Below are 18,793 nucleotides of genomic sequence, written 5' to 3'. Positions count from 1 at the left end.
AAATGCGGCGAGCGTGACAGCCGAAAGTGGAAGCCGGTTTCGGCGGTTGTCACGCTCTATACTAGGTTGGCGCCGGGCCTTCCTTCGAAAGAAGGAAGGCCCGGTGGCCTCCGACGCCTGAACGTCGGAGGTGGCGCGCGGTGTAACTCAGAAATGGTCTACTGGCGAACCACGTCGATTTAGCGACGGCGCTTGCGCTTGCCGGCCGCGCCCTTGGGGCGGGAGAAGCGGACGATCTTGCGCTCTTCCGCCTCCTGGCGGACCAGCGGGATCGAGCGCTTGGCCAGGCCGTACATCGAGGCCATCGGCGCGTCCTGCACCTGCGCGGTGTCGGTCTCGCCGAAGCCGTTGAAGCGGGTGTTCATGGCCACGCCATAGGCGCCGAGCATGCCGATCTCGATATAGTCGCCCTCGTCCACGCTTTCCGGCAGATAGAACGGACCGGGCATGTGGTCGACGCTGTCGCAGGTCGGGCCATAGAAGCGGAAGGGCTTGAGACCTTCTTCCACCACTTCACCGTTCTTGCGGTACAGCTTGACCGGGAAGGGCCACTTCATGTGCGCGGCGTCGAACAGCGAGCCATACGACCCGTCGTTCAGATAGAGCGCGTCGCCCTTCTTCAGCTCGACCTTGACCAGCAGCGACGAGGCCTCGGCCACCAGGGCTCGGCCCGGCTCGCACCAGAGCTCGGTGGTCTCGTGGACCATCATCTCGGCGAAGCCGCGGTCGATGGCCGCCAGGTACTCGGAGAGATCCGGCGGGACCATGCCCGGATAGATCGACGGGAAGCCGCCGCCGACGTCGACAACATCGGCCAGCACGCCGGCGCGGACCAGGGCGCGAGAGGCCTGGGCCATGGCCGCCTGGAACGCCGTCGGGCGCATGCACTGGCTGCCGACGTGGAAGGACACGCCCATCAGGTCCTGGGTAGCACGGCGGGCGGCCAGCAGCAGGGCCGGAGCGTTGTGGCTCTCGACGCCGAACTTGCCCGACAGCGAATAGGCCGCGCCTTCGGCCTGCACGCCCATGCGGACGATCAGGTTCAGGTCCTTGGCGTTCCCCGTGGAGTCCAGGATCTTGGCCAGCTCTTCGTGGGTGTCGAACGAGAAGGTCTTCACGCCGTGGTCGAAATAGGCGGCGGCGATCGCCGCCCGGCTCTTGACCGGGTGCATGAAGGCCATGCGCGAGCCCGGGGCCTCGTTGGCCACGAGTTCGACTTCGTTCAGCGACGCCACGTCGAAAGATCGCACGCCAGCCTGAGCCAGCTCACGGATCACCCACGGCGAAGGATTGGCCTTCACCGCGTAGAAGACGTCGCCTTTAAATTCGGACTGGAACCAGCGCGCAGCTACGGAAACCGCGTCAGGCCGCACGAGTGCGACGGGACGTTCCGGTGACCGCTCACGGACCAGGTCCAGGGGCGAATGGTACGTGCGCAATTCACGTAACCCCCTGTTGGAAGTTAAACCCAGGCCGGCGTTAGCAGCGTTTAGAGGACTTCGGGTCCGCCGGAGCCGTGCGAAATAGGGGCATTGATCCGGGATGTAAAGACCCTTTTGCGGCCCCGTTTCGGGATGAATTGATCCATCGCGTCGCTTCGGGCGAAAGCTCGGGCGATTTCGCCGTCTGGAGCCGCCTCGACTCTGGGAAATAGGGGCTGGGCGGCATCCCCACGCCTCCGGTTCGCGCGAGATAACGGACTGGCGCTGTCACAAATCCATTGCGAACCTGCCCCAAACCGTTGATCGCATTTCCCAAGCTATGAAACCACGTTAAGGATTCGCCCCGACCATGACGTCGGACCCTGTTCTTTCGATCCGCGCCGTCTCGAAGACCTTCGGGTCTCGCCGCGCGCTGGACGCCGTCTCCCTCGACGTGGCTCGGGGCGAGATGATCGCGCTCATCGGCCCTTCGGGCTCGGGCAAATCCACCCTGCTTCGGTCGATCGACGGCCTGCAGACCATCGACCCTCCGGGTGAGAATGGGGGCGAGGGGGTGATCTCCGCCTTTGGCGGCGCGGTCCAGGCCAAGGGCAGGGTGTCGAGCGAAGTGCGCCAGGCGCGCGTCCGCATTGGCTTCATCGCCCAGCAGTTCAATCTGGTCGGGCGGCTGTCGCTGTTCAGCAATGTCGCGCTGGGCTCGCTGGGGCGCATTCCCGTCCTTCGCGGCCTGTTTGGCGCCTGGCCAAAGGAGACGCGTGAGGCGACGATGGCGGCGCTCGCCCGCGTTGGCGTCGCCGAGTACGCCGCCCAACGGGCCAACACGCTGTCGGGCGGCCAGCAGCAGCGCGGCGCCATCGCCCGCGCTCTGGTGCAGAAGGCCAAGATCATCCTGGCCGACGAGCCGGTCGCCTCGCTGGATCCGGTCTCGGCGCGCAAGGTCATGGAGATCCTGCGTGATCTCAATCAAACCGACGGACTGACCGTCGTCGTAACCCTGCACCAGGTGGACTACGCTCTGCGCTACTGCGACCGGGTGGTGGCCCTGAAGGCCGGCCAAAAGGTCTATGACGGCCCGGCGTCCGGTCTGAATCGCGAAAAACTCATCGACATCTACGGCCCGGAATTCGAGGACGTGTTCTGGGAAGGAGCCCCGCAATGATCAATCGTCGTTCGGCCCTCGTGATCGCCGCCGGCTTCTCGGCCCTGGCGCTCGCCTCGTGCGGCAAGGCTCCGCAGACGCCCGCCGACAAGGACACGGTCACCTTCTCGATCCTGTCGACCGAGTCGGCCCAGAACATGGAGAGCTACTGGAAGCCGATCCTGGCCGACATGGAGAAGCAGACCGGCCTCAAGGTGAAGCCGTTCTTCTCGTCTAACTACTCGTCGCTGATCGTGGCCATGGGCGCTAAGCAGACCGACGTGGGCTGGTTCTCCAACCAGTCGGGCCTGGAGGCCGTGCGCCGCTCGAACGGCGAGGTTTTCGCCCGCACCTTCGATCCGTCGGGCACGGACGGCTATCGCTCCGTCATCATCGTGCCGGGTGACAGCAAGATTCAGTCGGTTCAGGACCTCTTGAAGTGCGACAAGTCGCTGAACTTCGGGATCGGCGACAAGAAGTCGACCTCGGGCACCCTGGCGCCGATTACCTACGTCTTTATTCCGGCCAACAAGAAGCCCGAGGCGTGCTTCAAGACCGTGATCAGCGCCAACCACCAGGCGAACCTGTTTGCGGTGGCCAACGGCAAGCTGGACGCGGCGACGAACAACTCGACGGCCATCGGCCTGTCCAAGGCGCGCGGCGAGGGCGTCACCGAGAAGGTCCGGATCATCTGGCAGTCGCCGACCTTGCCCGAGGACCCGATCGTCTGGCGCAAGGACCTGGATCCGGCGATCAAGGAAAAGCTGCGCCAGTTCTTCCTGACCTACGCGCAAGGCGACACGCCGGAAGCCGAGCAGCAGCGCGGCTACCTGAAGAAGCTCAGCATCGGCGGCTTCAAGCCCGCCGACGACTCCCACCTCTTGGTGGTGCGTGAGATGGAGGCCACCGAGCAGCTGGGCCTGGCCCGCGAGGCCGGCGACCAGGCCAAGATCGCCGCCGCCCAGGAGTCGCTGGAGCAGATCAAGTCCGAACGGGTCGCCGCCGAGGGCAAGGCCGGCCTCGCCTCGACGCCCGCGAACTGAGGCCCGACATCATGAGCGACGTCGCCATCAAAGACGGGGGTGTCCCGGCGCCGCCCAAGCGCTCGACCTCGGCCCTGGCCTTCGACACCCTGCTGTGGGGCGGGGTGATCCTGCTGTTGATCGTCAGCTTCAAGCCGGCCGAGATCGACAAGTTCCCGCAGCTGTTCTCCGACACCGAGCGGACCGGGAGCTTCGCCAAGCTGTTCTTCAAGCCGTTCACCGATCCGGCGCTGTTCCTGTCGATGGATTGGGGCCTGTTTATCGGCAAGATGTGGCAGACCATCCAGATGGCGCTGTGGGGCACGGCGCTGGCGATTATCGTGGCGATCCCGCTGGGCCTTCTGGGCGCGCGCAACATCGCGCCCGTGTGGATTCAGCAGCCGGTGCGCCGGGTGCTGGACCTGATCCGCTCGATCCCCGACCTCGTCGTGGCGCTGATCTTCATCACGGCCGTGGGCCTTGGGCCCTTCGCCGGCGTGATGTCGATCATGTTCAACACCGGCGGCGTGCTGGCGAAACTGTTCGCCGAGGCCGTCGAGGCGATCGACAAGGGACCCGTCGAAGGCGTGCGGGCGACCGGCGCGGTCAAGCTGCAAGAGATCGTCTGGGGCGTGATCCCGCAGGTGGCGCCGCTGTGGACCAGCTACGCCCTCTACCGCTTCGAATCGTCCAGCCGCGCGGCCACGGTGCTGGGCATCATCGGCGCGGGCGGCATCGGCCAGATCCTGTTCGACTCGATCAACGCCTTCCAGTTCGACCAGACCGGCTGCATCGTCCTGGTGATCGTCGTGGCGGTGTCGATGATCGACCTCTTGTCGCAGATCATCCGCACGCGGCTTCTGTAGTCCGCAAAAGCTGTCATCCCGGCCGCAGCGCAGCGAAGGGCCGGGACCGCAACAAGCGCCGCGTTTCGGGCGGTCCCGGCTCGGCGCGCTTCGCGCTTGGCCGGGATGACATGCGCTGGCCGCTCGCCACCCGTCGGTGAACGGACGTTTCCTGGTGCGCCTTGTTGCCGGAACGCCACAGCTTAACGCCTTGAAAACACTTGTCGCGGGGACGTCACAAATCGGTGGCGGAAGCGTCACGAGCCCCCGGTAAGCCCGGCTTCAACCTGATCCACCTCGAGACGGGTGAGAGGACAGGGGCGCCTTTCAAGGGGAACTCTCAAAATGAGCATCAAGACCTCGCTGGTCGCCGGTTCGGCGCTGGCCGTCGCGCTCGCGATCGGTCTGGGCAGCGCCGCCCAGGCCCAGGATATGAGCTACAAGTGGAGCGGCGCTCCGCAGTTCAGCAACGACGACACCTCGTTCAAGTTCCGTGGCCGGATCCTGTTCGACTTCGTCAGCCAGGACGTCGAGCGCGCCGGTCCGGGCGGTGATTTCGAGACCCGCAACGCCCGCGGCCGTCAAGCCTTCCTCGGCGTCGAAGGCAAGCTGAACAACTACTTCGCCTACAAGCTCGAAGGCGGCGCGGTGAACGGCGGCTCCTGGGGCTGGGATGACGCGGTTCTCGAGTACAAGCCCAGCGAGCAGGTCTCGATCCTGGTCGGCAACGTCAAGGTCGCCGGCCTTGAGAACCTGACCTCGACCCGCTTCACCACCTTCATGGACCGTGGTCCGTACGGCGACTTCGGCGTTGACAGCTACCTGCTGGGCGCCGTGGGCAAGTACATCGGCTACAACTACTCGCTGTCGCTGGGCGTCCAGGGCGCCAGCCTGAACAGCACCGACGTGGCCAACGCCAGCGCCGACTCCAAGGAGCGCCTGACGGTCACGGCGCGCGGCCACTACGCCCTGGTCAACACCGACACCGACAAGCTGCACCTGGCCGTGTCGTACCGCTACCGCAACCGCGGCGACGAAAGCGCCTTCAGCTATACCGGCCGCACCAACACCGCCTACAGCAACGCCACGTTCTACACGACCGGCGCCATCGGCAACCGCGACAAGACCCTGGCCGTCGAAGGCGCCTGGGTGCACGGCCCGCTGTCGGTCCAGGCCGAGTACTCGAGCATCGACGTGACCCGCGTCGGCGGCGCCAACATCGGCGGCGATCCGAAGATCAAGGTCGGCTACGCCTTCGTCAGCTTCTGGCCGACGGGCGAGATGCGCAACTACGACGCGGCCGCCGGCGAGTTCAAGCGTCCGAAGATCCTGAACCCGGTCACGGCCGGCGGCTTCGGCGGCGTCGAACTGGCGCTCCGCTACGACCTGGCCGACGCGACCGACGCCTACAAGACGCTGCGGACCAAGCCGGCCACCTCGCAAGCTGGCGAGTACACCGGCTGGACCGCCGGCCTGAACTACTACCCGACCTCGTATGTCCGCCTGCAGGCGAACTACACCGACGGTAAGGTCGACAACTACGGCTCGAACATGGACTTCGATCTGAAGCAGTTCCAACTGCGCGCCCAGCTCGACTTCTAAGCGTCGCCAACCTTCTGGGCGGGCCGCGCGGCGGCTCGCCCGTTCCCCCTCTCCTCTAGGAGTTCGTCATGAAGAAGCTTCTGTCCTGCGCGGCCGCCGCCGTGGCCCTCTCGGGCCTGGCCGCCGCTCCCGCCCACGCCGCCCGCGACTACGTCTGGGCCGCCGGCTCCTCGACCGTGTTCCCGTTCTCGACCCGCGTCGCCGAGAACTTCGCCAAGAAGACCGGCAAGAAGGCCCCGAAGGTCGAAAGCCTGGGCACCGGCGGCGGCATCAAGCTGTTCTGCGGCGGCACCGGCGAGGGCTTCCCTGACATCGCCAACGCCTCGCGTCCGATGAAGAAGTCCGAGTTCGACGCCTGCGTCGCCAAGGGCGTCAAGGACATCATCCAGATCAAGATCGGCTTCGACGGCATCGTGGTCGCCACCGACAAGGACGGCGCTGATTACAACTTCAAGCTTGAGCACCTGTACCAAGGCCTGTCCAAGCAGGTCCTGAAGGGTGGCCAGTTCGTCGCCAACCCGAACAAGACCTGGGACGACGTCGCTGGCGGCCTGCCGGGCAACCGCATCCAGGTCTACGGCCCGCCGCCGACCTCGGGCACCCGCGACGCCTTCGTCGAACTGGCCATCGAGGCCGGCGCCCGCAAGTACCCGACCCTGGACGCGATCCGCTCGGACAACGAGAAGAAGTTCAAGTCGTTGGTCGACCCGCTGCGTTCGGACGGCTGGATCGACGCTGGCGAGAACGACAACGCCATCGTCGGCACCCTGACCAAGACCCCCGGCGCGGTGGGCGTCTTCGGCTGGTCGTTCCTCGAAGAGAACATGGACAAGGTGAAGGGCGCGACCATCAATGGCGTGCGTCCCTCGGCCCAGACCATCTCGGATGGCAGCTATCCGCTGTCGCGCTCGCTGTTCATCTACGTCAAGAAGGCCAATATCGGCGTGACGCCGGGCCTCGAGGAATTCCTGAAGGAGTTCACCTCGGACGCCGCCACCGGCCGTGGCGGTTACCTGCAGGGCCGTGGCCTGATCCCGCTGCCTCCGGGCCAGCACGACGCCAACAAGGGCGTTGTGAACAGCAAGACCGTGATGGGCCGTCCGGCCGCCTAATCGGCGTTCCGCGACCTTCGCGACAAGACAGACGCCGTGGTCCTATGGGCCACGGCGTTTTTCTTTGTATAGTGCCCTCGCCGGGCCTCCCACCGCTCGCGCCGTGGTCGCCGTCCGGCGACGCGTCCCCGACCCTGAAGGTCCATGATCCTCGTCGCGCTCGCCGTCGTCTTTCTCCTCGTTCTGCTGAACGGGGTCTTCGCCATGTCCGAACTGGCCGTCGTCTCGGCCCGCAAGGCCCGCCTGCAAGGCTTCGCCGAACGCGGCGACAAGGGGGCCAGGCTCGCCCTCGAGATGGCCGAGCATCCGATCCGCTTCCTGTCGGCGGTGCAGGTCGGAATCACCCTGATCGGCATCTTCGCCGGCGCCTTTGGCCAGGCGACCATCGCCTCGGCCCTGGATCATTGGCTGGAAGGCTTCCCGCTCGTCGCCAAATACTCCGAGGCCATCGCCACGACGATCGTCGTCATCGGCCTGACCTACGTCTCGGTGATCCTCGGCGAGCTGGTGCCCAAGCGCCTGGCCTTGATGTTCCCCGACGCCATCGCTCGCCGCATGTCGCCATTCCTGGCCGTGATGGCCACGGTGCTGCGCCCCTTCGTGACCCTGCTGACCGTCTCGACGGCGGCGGTGCTGAAGCTGATGGGCGTGCGCGACGAGCGCAACAACGGCATCACCTCCGAAGAGGTCGAGACCGTGCTCGCCGAAGGCGCCGACGCGGGCCTGATCGAGCCCGAGGAGCGGGCGATGATCAACGAGGTCCTGCGCCTGGGCGACCGCCCGGTCCGCGTGGCCATGACCCCGCGCCGCGACCTCTTCTGGGTGTCGCTGGCCGACGACAACGAAACGGTCCTCAAGGAAATCCGCGCCAGCGCCCACTCGCGCATCCTGGTCGCCACCGAGGATGATCTGGACGGCGACATCGGCGTCGTCCTCAAGAAGGACCTGCTGGACGCCTGCCTGGCCGACGAGCCGCTGGATCTGAAGGCGCACGTCCAGCAGCCGGTCGCCATCCCCGAAACCATGTCGCTGCTCAAGGCCCTGGCGGTCTTCAAGCAGACCAGCCTGCACATGGCCCTGGTCGTCGATGAGTTCGGCTCGCTGCAGGGCGCCATCACGCCGCTGGACCTCCTGGAAATGATCGCCGGCGACTTCCCCGAGGACCACGCCGACGACGAGACCCGTATCATTCGTCGCGACGACGGCAGCTGGCTGATCGACGCTCGCCTCGACATCCAGGAGCTGAACGATCACCTGGGCGAGAACTTCGAGGCCGACGGCGGCTACCACACCGTGGCCGGCCTGATCCTGGACCGCCTGGGCCGTATCCCAGCCGAGGGCGAGCACGTCGCCATCGGCGGTTTCGACCTGGAGATCGTCGACATGGACGGCTCGCGGATCGACAAGATCATCGTCAAGGCCGGCAAGCGGAAGAAGGACGAGGCCGCGGGGTAGGGCGGCGAAGCGGAGCGGGCGCTAAAAGGTCCGCTCAGGGGCGCGATCCTCTCGCCGTGAGATTCAAGGATGGCTCCCGTCTCGGGGACGGGTTTCAAAGCGCCAGTCGGCCACCGCCGCGGGCCCCCACCTGACCACGCTCGGCGTGGTCGTCCGCCCCCAAAGGGGGCAGAAGGAAACGCGGGCCTTCTTCCCCCTCCGGGGGAGGAGCGCCCCCCGGGTCGCGCGAAGCGCGCCCGAGGACAGGCTCCGGCGCGGAGGGGGCAAGTACGAGCGTTCAAGGCGCTCTATGCTCGGCGTATCCGGAATCGAACCTAACGATTTCAAACACTTCTCACTTTTACACGCCGCTGGATCATCCGCGTTGAAACCCCCTCCATACTGATCTCACCCGATGGCTAGGAAGGGACGTCCGGCCGGCGATCGTGACGGCTGTCGGGGGTGGTCGAGCGGGACGTAAGGTTCGGGCTGAAATCGCCCGAACGGTCCGGGGACCGGGTCGCCAGCCCGGCCCGCCCGCCGGGGGCCTCTTTCGGAAGCGGGTTAAAACCCCGCGCGTCGAAGGCTCACCGGATAACGATCGCGCGGAGCGTCTAGGCTTCGTCGAAACGGTACTCACTATCCATACTCCGGACGAATGTCCGGGCGCTCCGCGTCCCCTTCCATCCCTTCAGCGAGTGATCGCGTGAAGCGGCGGCGGCGTGTCTTGCGCTGACCAGATCCTCCCCCGCGATGCGGGGGAGGTGGCCCAGAGGGCCGGAGGGGGCTAGCTCGGCGCCCGTCCAACTCGCCCCCTCCGTCGCTCCGCGACACCCCCCCCGTATCACGGGGGAGGAACACGCAATTGAACAGCCGTATGACCCGCGACATAACTGACGGCATGACCGCGCCCGACACCGCCCCGTTCCGCGACGCTCGCTACGCGCCCCGTGCGCTGGAGGTCGAGCGGCATATGGGCGCGGGGGGTGAAACGCTGATCCTGCGCAACCCCAACCCTTATTCCGACGCGGTGCAAACCACGACCGCGCCGTTGGCGCACTGGGCGACCGAGGCCCCGGACCGGGTCTGGCTGGCCGAGCGGATCGCCGGCGCCGAGGGCTGGCGGACGATCACCTATGCGCAGGCCAAGGCCGAGATTGAGGCGCTCACCGCCGGTCTCGCGGGCCTGGGCCTCGAACGCGGCCAGCCGCTGCTGATCCTGGCCCGTAACGGGATCGACCACGCCCTGATCGCCTACGCCGCCATGAGCCTGGGCGCGCCCGCCGCGCCGGTCTCGCCGCAGTACGGCCTGAAGGGCGCGGACCTGACGCGGCTTGCGCACGCCGTCGAGCGCCTGAAGCCCGCCGCCGTCTATGCCGACGACGCCGAGGCGTTCGGCGAGGCTCTGGACGCGCCGTTCTTGGCGGGGCTGCCGACGATCATCAGCCGCAACCCGCGCCCCGGCGACATCGCCTTCGAGGCGTTGTTGAGCAGCCCGCCGCGCCCTCCGGTCGCCCGTCCAGACGACGTCGCCAAGCTGCTGTTGACCTCGGGCTCGACCGGCAAGCCCAAGGCGGTGGTCTGCACCCACGCCAACATCGCCCTGAACGCGGCCCAGATCGAAGCCTGCTACGCCGATCCGCAAGCGCCGGTGCTGGTCAATTCCGCGCCCTGGAGCCACAGCCTGGGCGCCAACGCCATCCTGCACATGGTGCTGCACCGGGGCGGGACGCTTTACATCGACGCCGGCCAGCCGGTCCCCGGGCGCTTTGACGAGACGGTGCGAAACCTGCGCGAGGTGGCCCCGACCTATCACAACATGGTGCCCGCCGGCTGGGCCATGCTGGTGGGCGAGCTGGAGCGCGATGCGGCCCTGGCCGCCAAGTTCTTCGAGAAAGTCCGGGTGCTGCAGTACGGCGGGGCCTCGATGGCCCAGTCGATCCTGGACCGCGTGCAAGCCGTGGCGGTGAAGACCGTCGGTGAACGGATCACCTTCGCAGCCGGCTATGGCGCGACCGAGACCGGGCCGACCGCCTGCAACATCCACTGGCTGAACGCGCGCTCGGGCATGGTCGGCCTGCCCACGCCCGGCACGGCGGTGAAGCTCGTGCCCGCCCCAGGAACGAAAGATGGCGAGGGCGGCAAGTTCGAGATCCGGGTGAAGGGGCCACAGGTCTCGCCAGGCTATCTGGACCAGCCGGAAGCCACCGAGCAGGCCTTCGACGAAGACGGCTTCTATCGGCTGGGTGACGCCGCGCGGCTGGCTGATCCGGACGACCCGTCGGCGGGCCTCGTCTTCGACGGGCGCCTGGTGGAGAACTTCAAGCTGGCCAGCGGCGCCTTCGTCGCGGCCGGCGCCCTGCGGGTGGCGGCGGTCTCGGCGCTGGGGGGTCTGGTCTCCGACGCCATCGTCTGCGGTGAGGGGCGCGAGGGGATCGGCTTGATGCTCTTCCTTGACGCCAAGGCCTGCGAACGGCTCGGCGACGAAGCGGCCGTGCGGGCGGCGATCGCCGAGCGGCTGGCGGCCTATAACCAGCAGGCCAAGGGCGGCACGGGACGGATCGCCCGGGCCCTGATCCTGGACGGCGCGCCCGACGCGGCCAGCGGTGAACTGACCGACAAGGGCTATATCAACCAGGCCCTGGCCCGCGAGCGCCGGCCCACCGAGCTTGAGCGGCTGTTCGCGGAGGCGCCGGATGAGGGAATTCTCGTTCTCTAATCCGACCTCCCCGGCGAATGCCGGGGCCCAGATCGAATCCCTGGAGCGAGATGATTTCGTTCGGATCGAGGAGCGCGAGCGCCCAAGACTTTCAGGCTGGATCTGGGCCCCGGCATTCGCCGGGGAGATCGGAATCGGAAACGGCCGTGAGGGCGCGGGAGACGCCCACGCAGATCAGCAGCTGCCCCAGATAGTATAGCCCCCACACTGCCAGCCCGGTCGCGAAGTTGTCCGGCAGCAGGCCGCCTCGGGCGAAGATCAAGAGGTCGGAGACCACGAACATCAGGGCGCCCAGCGCGACCTGCTCGCGTGGAAACCGGCTCAGCCAGGCCGACGCCGCCATCGCGGCAAGACCCGTCGCGTACAGCGCCACCCCAGGAGCGCCGGCCCGGTCGGCGGGCAGATGGAAGGCGATCCCCACCACCACGGGGATGAAGGCGGCGGCGGCCAGCAAGGCGGGCGTCGGGGCCTTCCGCCGGTTGCGGGCGTAGAGGGCGATGGCCGCCAGGTGGCCGGCCAGGAAGGCCAGGGCGCCGACGACCAGTCCTGAGGTGACCAGCAGCATGTCGCCCAGCGCGCCCAGGGCCATCACCGCCGTCAGCAGCCAGCCGTCGGTCGAGCGCGCCTTCAGGCCTGCGTAGATCGCCAGCAGGCCCACCCCCGCGCCCTTCCAGGCGACCTCGGCCGGCATGGGCAGCTTCAAGCTCCAGCTGGCGACATAGCTGACGCCGGCGATCACCGACACAATCAGCGCCCAACGGGCCAGGCTGGCCTGCGACATCGTTCTTCTCCCCCAGCAACGGCTCGCCCTGTCGGCGATGCTCGCGCGGCGAACAGTGCGACGCCGAACCCATCCCGCGCAATCCTGTTGCCTGACTTGGCGGAAATGTCGGAAGGATGGGCGACGGTACGGAGAAGACCATGAACGGCGCGGACGCCCTGATCACCACCCTGGCCGACAATGGCGTCACCGCCTGCTTCGCCAATCCCGGCACCAGCGAGATGCAGTTCGTCTCGGCCCTGGACCGCGAGCCGCGCATGCGCTCGGTGCTGTGCCTGTTCGAGGGCGTGGCGACCGGCGCCGCCGACGGCTATGGCCGCATGGCCGGCAAGCCGGCCTGCACCCTGCTGCACCTGGGCCCCGGCTACGCCAATGGCGCGGCCAATCTGCACAACGCCCGCCGCGCCTTTACGCCGGTGGTCAATGTGATCGGCGACCACGCCACCTATCACCGCGACTTCGACGCGCCGCTGAACAGCGACATCGCCGCCCTGGCCGCGCCCAACTCGCTCTGGGTCAAGTCGGCCGAGAGCGCCGATAGCGTCGGACCGCTGGCCGCCGAGGCCATCGCCGCCAGCTATGGGACGCCGGGCGGCAATGCCTGCCTGATCCTGCCTGCCGACGCAGCCTGGAACGAAGCGACCGTGAAGGGGCCGGTGATCTCGCCGCCCATCTTCGCCGCGCCGGACGCCGCCGCCATCGAGGCCGTGGCCAAGGCGCTCGGCGCCGCCAAGAAGCCGGTGCTGCTGCTGGGCTCGGGCGCCTGCGGTGAGGCGGCGCTGGCGGCCGCCGGACGGCTGGCGGTCCACGGCGTCCGCGTGCTGACGGACACCTTCACCGCTCGCCAGGCGCGGGGTGAGGGGCGCTTTAGGCCCGACAAGCTGCCCTATTTCGGCGAGCAGGCGCTGAAGGACCTCGACGGCGTCGACCTGATGGTGCTGGTCTCAACCCAGGCCCCGGTCGCCTTCTTCGCCTATCCGGATCGGCCCAGCGTGCTGGTCCCCGAGGGCTGCTCGGTCGAGACCCTGTGCGGCCGCGAGGTCGACGCGGCGGCGGCGCTGACCGCCCTGGCCGACGCTCTGGGCGCGCCGGTGGCGGGACCGGTCGAGACCTACGCCGCGCCCGCCGCGCCGGAAGGACGCCTCGACGCCTGGGCCATCGGCGCCTCGGTGGCGCGGCACATGCCGGCGGATGCGGTGATCTCGGATGACGCGGTGACGGCGGGCCTGCCGATCTTCACTCAGACCCGCGCGGCGCGAGCGCACGACTGGCTATCGCTGACCGGCGGCGCGATCGGTCAGGGCATCCCACTGGCCATCGGCGCGGCGGTGGCCTGTCCCGGCCGCCAGGTGCTGGCCCTGACCGGCGACGGGGCGGGCATGTACACGGTCCAGGGCCTCTGGACGCTGGTGCGCGAGAAGCTGGACGTGACCGTGATCGTCTTCGCCAACCACGCCTACCGTATCCTCGGCATCGAACTGGGGCGGACGGGGGCGGGTAATCCGGGGCCCGCCGCCTCGAAGCTGCTCGATCTCGGCGATCCCCGCATAGACTGGGTGCGGTTGGCCCAGGGCATGGGGCTGAGCGCCGAGCGCGCCGAGACAGCGGAGGCCTTCGACGCTGCCTTCGCCAAGGCCATGGCGACGCCCGGACCCAGGCTGATCGAGGCGGCGATGGGGTAGTCGGACAACGAAAAGGCCCGCCGGGATTGCTCCCGACGGGCCTTCCTCATTCAGGGATCAAGCTGAGATCAGCTCTTGGTCTTGTTGGTCGGCAGCTTGCAGCCGCCGCCGATGCCCTTGGCCTGGACGCAGGAGAGGAACTCCTTGGCGGCCGGCTTGGCGACGCCCAGCGGATAGGCCAGCACCCAGCCCGGCAGGCCGTCGGAACAGGCCACTTCGACGAAGCCTTCGGTCTCGGTCGCGCCGATGGCGCGGGCGTCCGAAACTTGGCACGAGGCCTTGTTGAAGCCGACCAGATCCTTGGTCAGGCGGGCGTACTGCGGGTCCTTCTTGGTGAAGGAGCAACGATAGCCGTTCAGCTCGGCGGTGACGCAGTCGAAAACCATGCCGCCAGTGGCGGTGAACACGGCGATGCCGCCGACTTCGCTGTTCTTGCACTTCAGCTCGACGATTTCCTTCTTCGGATCGGTCGTCGGCAGCATGCCGTACTTCTCGACGTCGCAGGGGAAGCCGGCCTTGGCCGACAGCTTGCTGTAGAAGCCGGCCTGCTCGGTCTGGGCTGCGACCGCGTCGGTCATGGTGCAGCCGCCGCTGACGAAACCGGCCTGGGCGCAGGGGATCGAGCGGACGAAGGCGCCGGTGGCCGAGGTCTGCTGGTACATGTAGCCCTTGCCGTCCTGGCAGGAGACTTCGAAGTAGTTATCGGTCTTGGTGCTGAGGACGTAACGGCGATCCTTGACCGCGCAGTTCGTGCCGGCCGCGCCGTTCAGCGTGTCGACGACGCTCAGCTGGGTCTGGCGGTTGGTCAGCTTGCAGCTGACATTGCCGCCTTCCTCGTACAGCAGGCAGCTGTTCACCACGACGTCGCCATCGATGTTCAGCGGCGCGACGGTCTGGACGATGTAGCCCGAGCCGCCCTGACAGGCGACTTCGAAGTACGAATTCTTGGCGCCCGAGCCGATGGCGCGAGCTTTCTCGATGGCGCAGCTGACGCCGGCCTTCTTGACGAATGGGGCGAGGTTGTAGCTGGGGTAGGCGTTGCCGGGCAGAATGCAGGCCAGACCGCCAACCTTTCCGTCGGGGCCGGGTTGGCTGGACTCAAGGCAGGTGTAGACTTGCGGCGCGGCGTCCTTCTTGGCGATCGCAGCGAAGCCCATGCCCTCGAAGCAAGCGACCTCGTAGTATTTCGCGCCGGCCTTCTTGTCCTCGCCGATGAAGCGGGCGTCCGAAACCGTGCAGCCCGCGCCGCTGGCCTGGATGACGGCGGGCGCTTCTTGCATGCCCGCCAAGCGCGCCTTGGCGTCGATGGCGGGCTTGCCCTTCTCTTCCTGCGGCGCCGAAATGACGGCGGCCGGCACGAGAATGGCGACCGCGAGGGCGGCCGACAGGCCGATCGCGAAAGGCCTCATGGGAAACATCTCCTGGGTGGATTCCTCGCGCGGACATAAGCGCGCGCTTGCATCGGGGGTCAAGATACCGTCCGACCTGGGCGCGAACTTGGCGGCCTTCGCGGGCAAAAAATGGGTTGGCGGACGAACCATGACCGCCGGAAGGGGACGGAATGCGCGACGGATTTGAGGACGAGACGAGGGATGAGGCCGAGGCGCCGAAGAAGGCCGGACGCCTGATCTATCCCTTCGAAACGGCGCCGGAGCCGGGTTCGGGCGAGGCGGTCGAGGTCGCGCCGGGCGTCCTGTGGCTGCGCATGCCGCTGGGCGGCTCGCTGCAATTCATCAATGTCTGGGCGATCGAGGACGGCGAGGGCTGGGCGATCGTCGACACCGGCGTGCAGACCGGCGAGACCAGCCAGGCTTGGCGCGCGGCCTTCGCCGGCGTTCTGGGCGGCCGCCCGATCACCCGGGTCATCGTCACCCATCTGCACCCTGACCATATCGGCTTGGCCGGATGGATCACCCGCAAGTTCGACTGCCGGCTGTGGATGACGCGGCTGGAATATTTCCAATGCCGGATGCTGGTGGCTGACACCGGGCGAGAGGCGCCCGAGGACGGCGTGAAGTTCTTCCGCGCCGCTGGCTGGGACGAGGATGCGATCGAGAACTACAAGGCCCGCTTCGGCGGCTTCGGCAAGGCGATCTACGCCCTGCCCGACAGCTATCGCCGCCTGAGCGACGGCGAGGACTTCAAGGTCGGCGGGCGGACTTGGACGGTCGTCACGGGCCAGGGCCACTCGCCCGACCACGCCTGCCTGTGGTGCCCGGAGCTGAACCTGTTGATCTCCGGTGACCAGGTGCTGCCGCGCATCTCGTCCAACGTCTCGGTGTTCCCGACCGAACCGGACGCCGACCCGTTGAGCGACTGGCTGCGCTCGTTGGCCAAGGTCAAGGCCACGGTTCCGGACGACGTGATCGTCCTGCCGGCCCACAACGACCCGTTCGAAGGCCTGCACACGCGGATCGACGGTCTGATCTCCGGACACGAGCGGGGCCTGGGGCGCCTGGAGAAGAAGCTGGTCGAGCCCAAGCGCGTCGTCGACACCTTTGGGGCGCTCTTCGCCCGGCCGATCGGTCCGGACCTGCTGGGCATGGCGACGGGCGAGGCGCTGGCGCATCTCAATTGCCTGATCCGCCGAGGACGGATTGGCCGGCGGATGGACGATGAAGGCGTCGCTTGGTACGCGGCGCTTTCTAACGAGGACTAGAAACGCTCGTTTGACATTTCGCGTGCGAAGCATAACGCTTGATCCATGCCCGTCGCGCAAGACCGCCGCCTGATCTTCCTGCTCAATGCCGGCCATCGCCGCGTGCAGCGCTGGCTCGAGGCCAAGATGGCGGCCAAGGGCGGTCTGACGGCGGCGCAATCAGGCGTGCTGTTCTTTCTCGGCGAGAAGGATGGCGCCTTGATCGGGGAGGCGGCCGACGCGCTGGATCTGGCGCCCTCGGCGATGACCGGCCTGATCGACCGCATGACCAAGGCCGAGCTGGTCGAGCGTTGCGCCGACCCCAAGGATGGTCGAGCCATGCGTCTGCGCCTGACGGACAAGGGCCGGGCGGCGCGGGAAGAGGCCAAGGCCGCTCTCCAGGGGATCAAGGCGCAGCTCGTCGAGGGCTTCACGGACGACGAAATCGATGTGGTCGCGCGCTGGCTGGCCAGCCTGCAGACTAAATTCCCCAAGGGAGATGCTTGAAATGACGGACCACGTGAAGGTCGAGATCGACGCCGGCGTGATGACCCTCACCCTGGCGCGTCCCGAGAAGAAGAACGCGCTTTCCAACGAAATGTACGGCGCCCTGGCCGACGGTCTTGAGCGTGCGGAAAAGGATCCCGCGATCCGCGTGGTGGTCTTCCAGGCCGAAGGCGACAGCTTCACCGCTGGCAACGACCTGCAGGACTTCGCCGCCCAGGCGACCGGCGCCTTCACCGGCGAGCGGCACGTGTGGCGGTTCCTGAAGGCTCTGGCCCACGCGACGCGGCCCTTGGTCGCCGCCGTGCAGGGGCAGGCGGTCGGCGTTGGCACGACCATGCTGCTGCATTGCGACCTCGTCTATGTGACGCCGGACGCGCGGCTGACTGTGCCCTTCGTCAACCTGGCTTTGGTGCCCGAAGCCGCGTCGAGCTGGCTGCTGCCCGCCCGCATCGGTCATGCCCGCGCCTACGCCATGTTCGCCCTGGGCGAGGCGGTGGACGGCGCGACCGCCGTCGGCTGGGGCCTGGCCAACGCCGCCGTCGAGGCCGGCGATCTTCGGGCCAAGGCCCGCGCCGCCGCCGACCAACTGGCCAAGCGTCCGCTGGGCGCCCTGACCACCACCAAGCGCCTGATGCGCGACGCCGAGAAGATCGCGGCTCTGATGGACGTCGAGGGCGCCGAGTTCGCCGCCCGCCTCCAGACCGCCGAGGCGCGCGAGGCGTTCATGGCTTTCATGGAGCGCAGGCCTGCGGACTTCGCGAAGGTTCAGTAGAAGCTGTCATCCCGGCCAAGCGCGAAGCGCGCCGAGCCGGGACCGCTGGATACTCTGAGTTTGCCGCGATCCCGGGTCTGCGCTTCGCTCGCCCGGGAAGACAGATCATAAGGAGAGGAACGCCATGGCGGATAGGATCACCTCGCCCTTTGGGGCCAAGTCGACGGCGCGCGAGGTGGTCGCGGGCCACGATCTTTCCGGCAAGGTGGCGATCGTCACCGGCGCGGCCACCGGCATCGGCGTCGAGACGGCGCGGGCCCTGGCGCTGGCCGGCGCGGAAGTGATCATCGCCGCCCGCAAGCCGGAGCTGGGCGAAGAGATCGCCAACCAGATCAACGAGGAAGTCGGCATGAAGCGGGTCAGCTTCGGCATGCTGGACCTGTCGAGCCTGGAGGCCGTCCGCCACTTTGCTCACCGCTGGGGCGACCGCCGCCTGAATCTGCTGATCAACAACGCTGGCGTCATGGCCTGCCCGTTGTCGCGCACGGTCGATGGGCTGGAGATGCAGATCGGCACCAACCACTTCGGCCACTTCCTGCTGTCGGTGCTGCTGGCGCCCAACCTGGTCGATGGCGCCGCGCATTCGGGCCACCGCTCGCGGCTGGTCTCGCTGTCGTCGATCGGCCATCGCCGCTCGCCGGTGAACTTCGAGGACCCGAACTACAACACGCGCCCCTACGACAAGTGGGAGGCCTATGGTCAGGCCAAGACGGCCAACAGCCTGTTCGCGCTCGGCTTCGACAAGCGGTTCAGGGACAAGGGCGTCAACGCCAACGCCGTGATGCCGGGCGGCATCATGACCCCGCTGCAGCGGCACCTACCGATCGAGGAGCAGCGCGCGCTGGGCTGGCTGGACGAGAACGACCAACCCCGCGAGGGCTTCAAGACGACCGAGCAGGGCGCGGCCACCAGCGTCTGGGCGGCCGTCGGCGACGAGCTGGAAGGCGTCGGCGGGTTCTATCTCGAGGATTGCGCCCAGGCCGTCCCGTGGAGCAAGGAGGCGCCGTGGGTCGGCGTCATGCCCCACGCCCTCGACCCCGAGGCCGCCGGGCGCCTGTGGGCCTTGTCGGTCGAGACCACCGACGCCGGCGCCTGAAGC

The 18,793-nt window shown here is 67.7% G+C and carries 15 protein-coding genes and 1 pseudogene; 13 read left to right on the top strand and 3 right to left on the bottom strand.

Annotation, left to right across the window (positions count from 1 at the left end):
* Nucleotides 1-179: 179 nt before the first annotated feature.
* The gene (locus tag CSW59_RS10715) at nucleotides 180-1,439 is read right to left on the bottom strand and encodes a type III PLP-dependent enzyme (RefSeq protein ID WP_099444027.1); all 1,260 of its coding nucleotides are present in this window, start codon (nucleotides 1,437-1,439) and stop codon (nucleotides 180-182) included.
* Between the two features lie 352 nt (nucleotides 1,440-1,791).
* On the opposite strand from CSW59_RS10715, the gene phnC reads away from it, so the two are divergent.
* The 8 genes and pseudogenes from phnC to CSW59_RS10675 all read left to right on the top strand — a co-directional run bounded on the left by phnC (nucleotide 1,792) and on the right by CSW59_RS10675 (nucleotide 11,314).
* Nucleotides 1,792-2,601 (top strand): phosphonate ABC transporter ATP-binding protein, encoded by an 810-nt coding sequence (phnC, locus tag CSW59_RS10710; protein ID WP_099444026.1) that lies wholly within the window; start codon nucleotides 1,792-1,794, stop codon nucleotides 2,599-2,601.
* Entirely contained in the window at nucleotides 2,598-3,623 is a 1,026-nt protein-coding gene (gene phnD / locus CSW59_RS10705; RefSeq protein ID WP_099444025.1) for a phosphate/phosphite/phosphonate ABC transporter substrate-binding protein, read from the top strand. The genes phnC and phnD overlap by 4 nt, the downstream gene beginning before the upstream one ends.
* Before the next feature lie 11 nt (nucleotides 3,624-3,634).
* Nucleotides 3,635-4,468 (top strand): phosphonate ABC transporter, permease protein PhnE, encoded by an 834-nt coding sequence (phnE, locus tag CSW59_RS10700; protein ID WP_369825770.1) that lies wholly within the window; start codon nucleotides 3,635-3,637, stop codon nucleotides 4,466-4,468.
* Between the two features lie 324 nt (nucleotides 4,469-4,792).
* Nucleotides 4,793-6,049 (top strand): OprO/OprP family phosphate-selective porin, encoded by a 1,257-nt coding sequence (locus CSW59_RS10695; RefSeq protein ID WP_099444023.1) that lies wholly within the window; start codon nucleotides 4,793-4,795, stop codon nucleotides 6,047-6,049.
* Between the two features lie 68 nt (nucleotides 6,050-6,117).
* Entirely contained in the window at nucleotides 6,118-7,161 is a 1,044-nt protein-coding gene (locus CSW59_RS10690; RefSeq protein WP_099444022.1) for a substrate-binding domain-containing protein, read from the top strand.
* Nucleotides 7,162-7,305: 144 nt separating this feature from the next.
* Nucleotides 7,306-8,616: a hemolysin family protein gene (locus CSW59_RS10685; RefSeq protein ID WP_099444021.1), complete on the top strand. Its 1,311-nt coding sequence runs from the start codon at nucleotides 7,306-7,308 to the stop codon at nucleotides 8,614-8,616.
* Nucleotides 8,617-8,767: 151 nt separating this feature from the next.
* Nucleotides 8,768-8,841, top strand: a pseudogene (locus tag CSW59_RS21835) (hypothetical protein); the annotation flags it as partial.
* Nucleotides 8,842-9,472: 631 nt separating this feature from the next.
* Nucleotides 9,473-11,314, top strand: coding sequence for a feruloyl-CoA synthase (locus CSW59_RS10675; protein WP_099444020.1), 1,842 nt, complete (start codon nucleotides 9,473-9,475; stop codon nucleotides 11,312-11,314).
* Nucleotides 11,315-11,405: 91 nt separating this feature from the next.
* Here the strand turns inward: CSW59_RS10675 and CSW59_RS10665 are convergent, their stop codons facing one another.
* Nucleotides 11,406-12,095, bottom strand: a complete 690-nt coding sequence (locus CSW59_RS10665; RefSeq protein WP_099444019.1) for a lysoplasmalogenase — start codon at nucleotides 12,093-12,095, stop codon at nucleotides 11,406-11,408.
* Nucleotides 12,096-12,235: 140 nt separating this feature from the next.
* Here CSW59_RS10665 and CSW59_RS10660 point away from each other — a divergent pair, with 140 nt between their 5' ends.
* Nucleotides 12,236-13,777, top strand: coding sequence for an acetolactate synthase large subunit (locus CSW59_RS10660; RefSeq protein WP_099444558.1), 1,542 nt, complete (start codon nucleotides 12,236-12,238; stop codon nucleotides 13,775-13,777).
* A 68-nt stretch (nucleotides 13,778-13,845) separates the two neighbouring features.
* Here the strand turns inward: CSW59_RS10660 and CSW59_RS10655 are convergent, their stop codons facing one another.
* The gene (locus tag CSW59_RS10655; RefSeq protein ID WP_099444018.1) at nucleotides 13,846-15,195 is read right to left on the bottom strand and encodes a hypothetical protein; all 1,350 of its coding nucleotides are present in this window, start codon (nucleotides 15,193-15,195) and stop codon (nucleotides 13,846-13,848) included.
* Nucleotides 15,196-15,338: 143 nt separating this feature from the next.
* Here CSW59_RS10655 and CSW59_RS10650 point away from each other — a divergent pair, with 143 nt between their 5' ends.
* The 4 genes from CSW59_RS10650 (at nucleotide 15,339) to CSW59_RS10635 (ending at nucleotide 18,790) form a co-directional block, all read left to right on the top strand.
* Entirely contained in the window at nucleotides 15,339-16,436 is a 1,098-nt protein-coding gene (locus CSW59_RS10650) for an MBL fold metallo-hydrolase (RefSeq protein ID WP_201722777.1), read from the top strand.
* Between the two features lie 45 nt (nucleotides 16,437-16,481).
* On the top strand, nucleotides 16,482-16,922 hold the full coding sequence (locus CSW59_RS10645; RefSeq protein WP_099444017.1) for a MarR family winged helix-turn-helix transcriptional regulator: 441 nt from the start codon (nucleotides 16,482-16,484) through the stop codon (nucleotides 16,920-16,922).
* A gap of 1 nt (nucleotide 16,923) precedes the next feature.
* A complete protein-coding gene (locus CSW59_RS10640; protein ID WP_099444016.1) occupies nucleotides 16,924-17,694 on the top strand; it encodes an enoyl-CoA hydratase in 771 nt (256 codons plus the stop codon).
* 124 nt (nucleotides 17,695-17,818) lie between these two features.
* Complete coding sequence (locus tag CSW59_RS10635; RefSeq protein WP_099444015.1) at nucleotides 17,819-18,790, top strand: SDR family NAD(P)-dependent oxidoreductase; 972 nt, start codon at nucleotides 17,819-17,821, stop codon at nucleotides 18,788-18,790.
* The last annotated feature ends 3 nt before the right edge of the window (nucleotides 18,791-18,793 follow it).

The sequence above is a fragment of the Caulobacter sp. BP25 genome (assembly GCF_002737755.1).
Lineage (GTDB): Bacteria > Pseudomonadota > Alphaproteobacteria > Caulobacterales > Caulobacteraceae > Caulobacter.
Note: the sequence above shows the minus strand (reverse complement) of the source record. Positions and strands in the feature narration are given on the sequence as shown.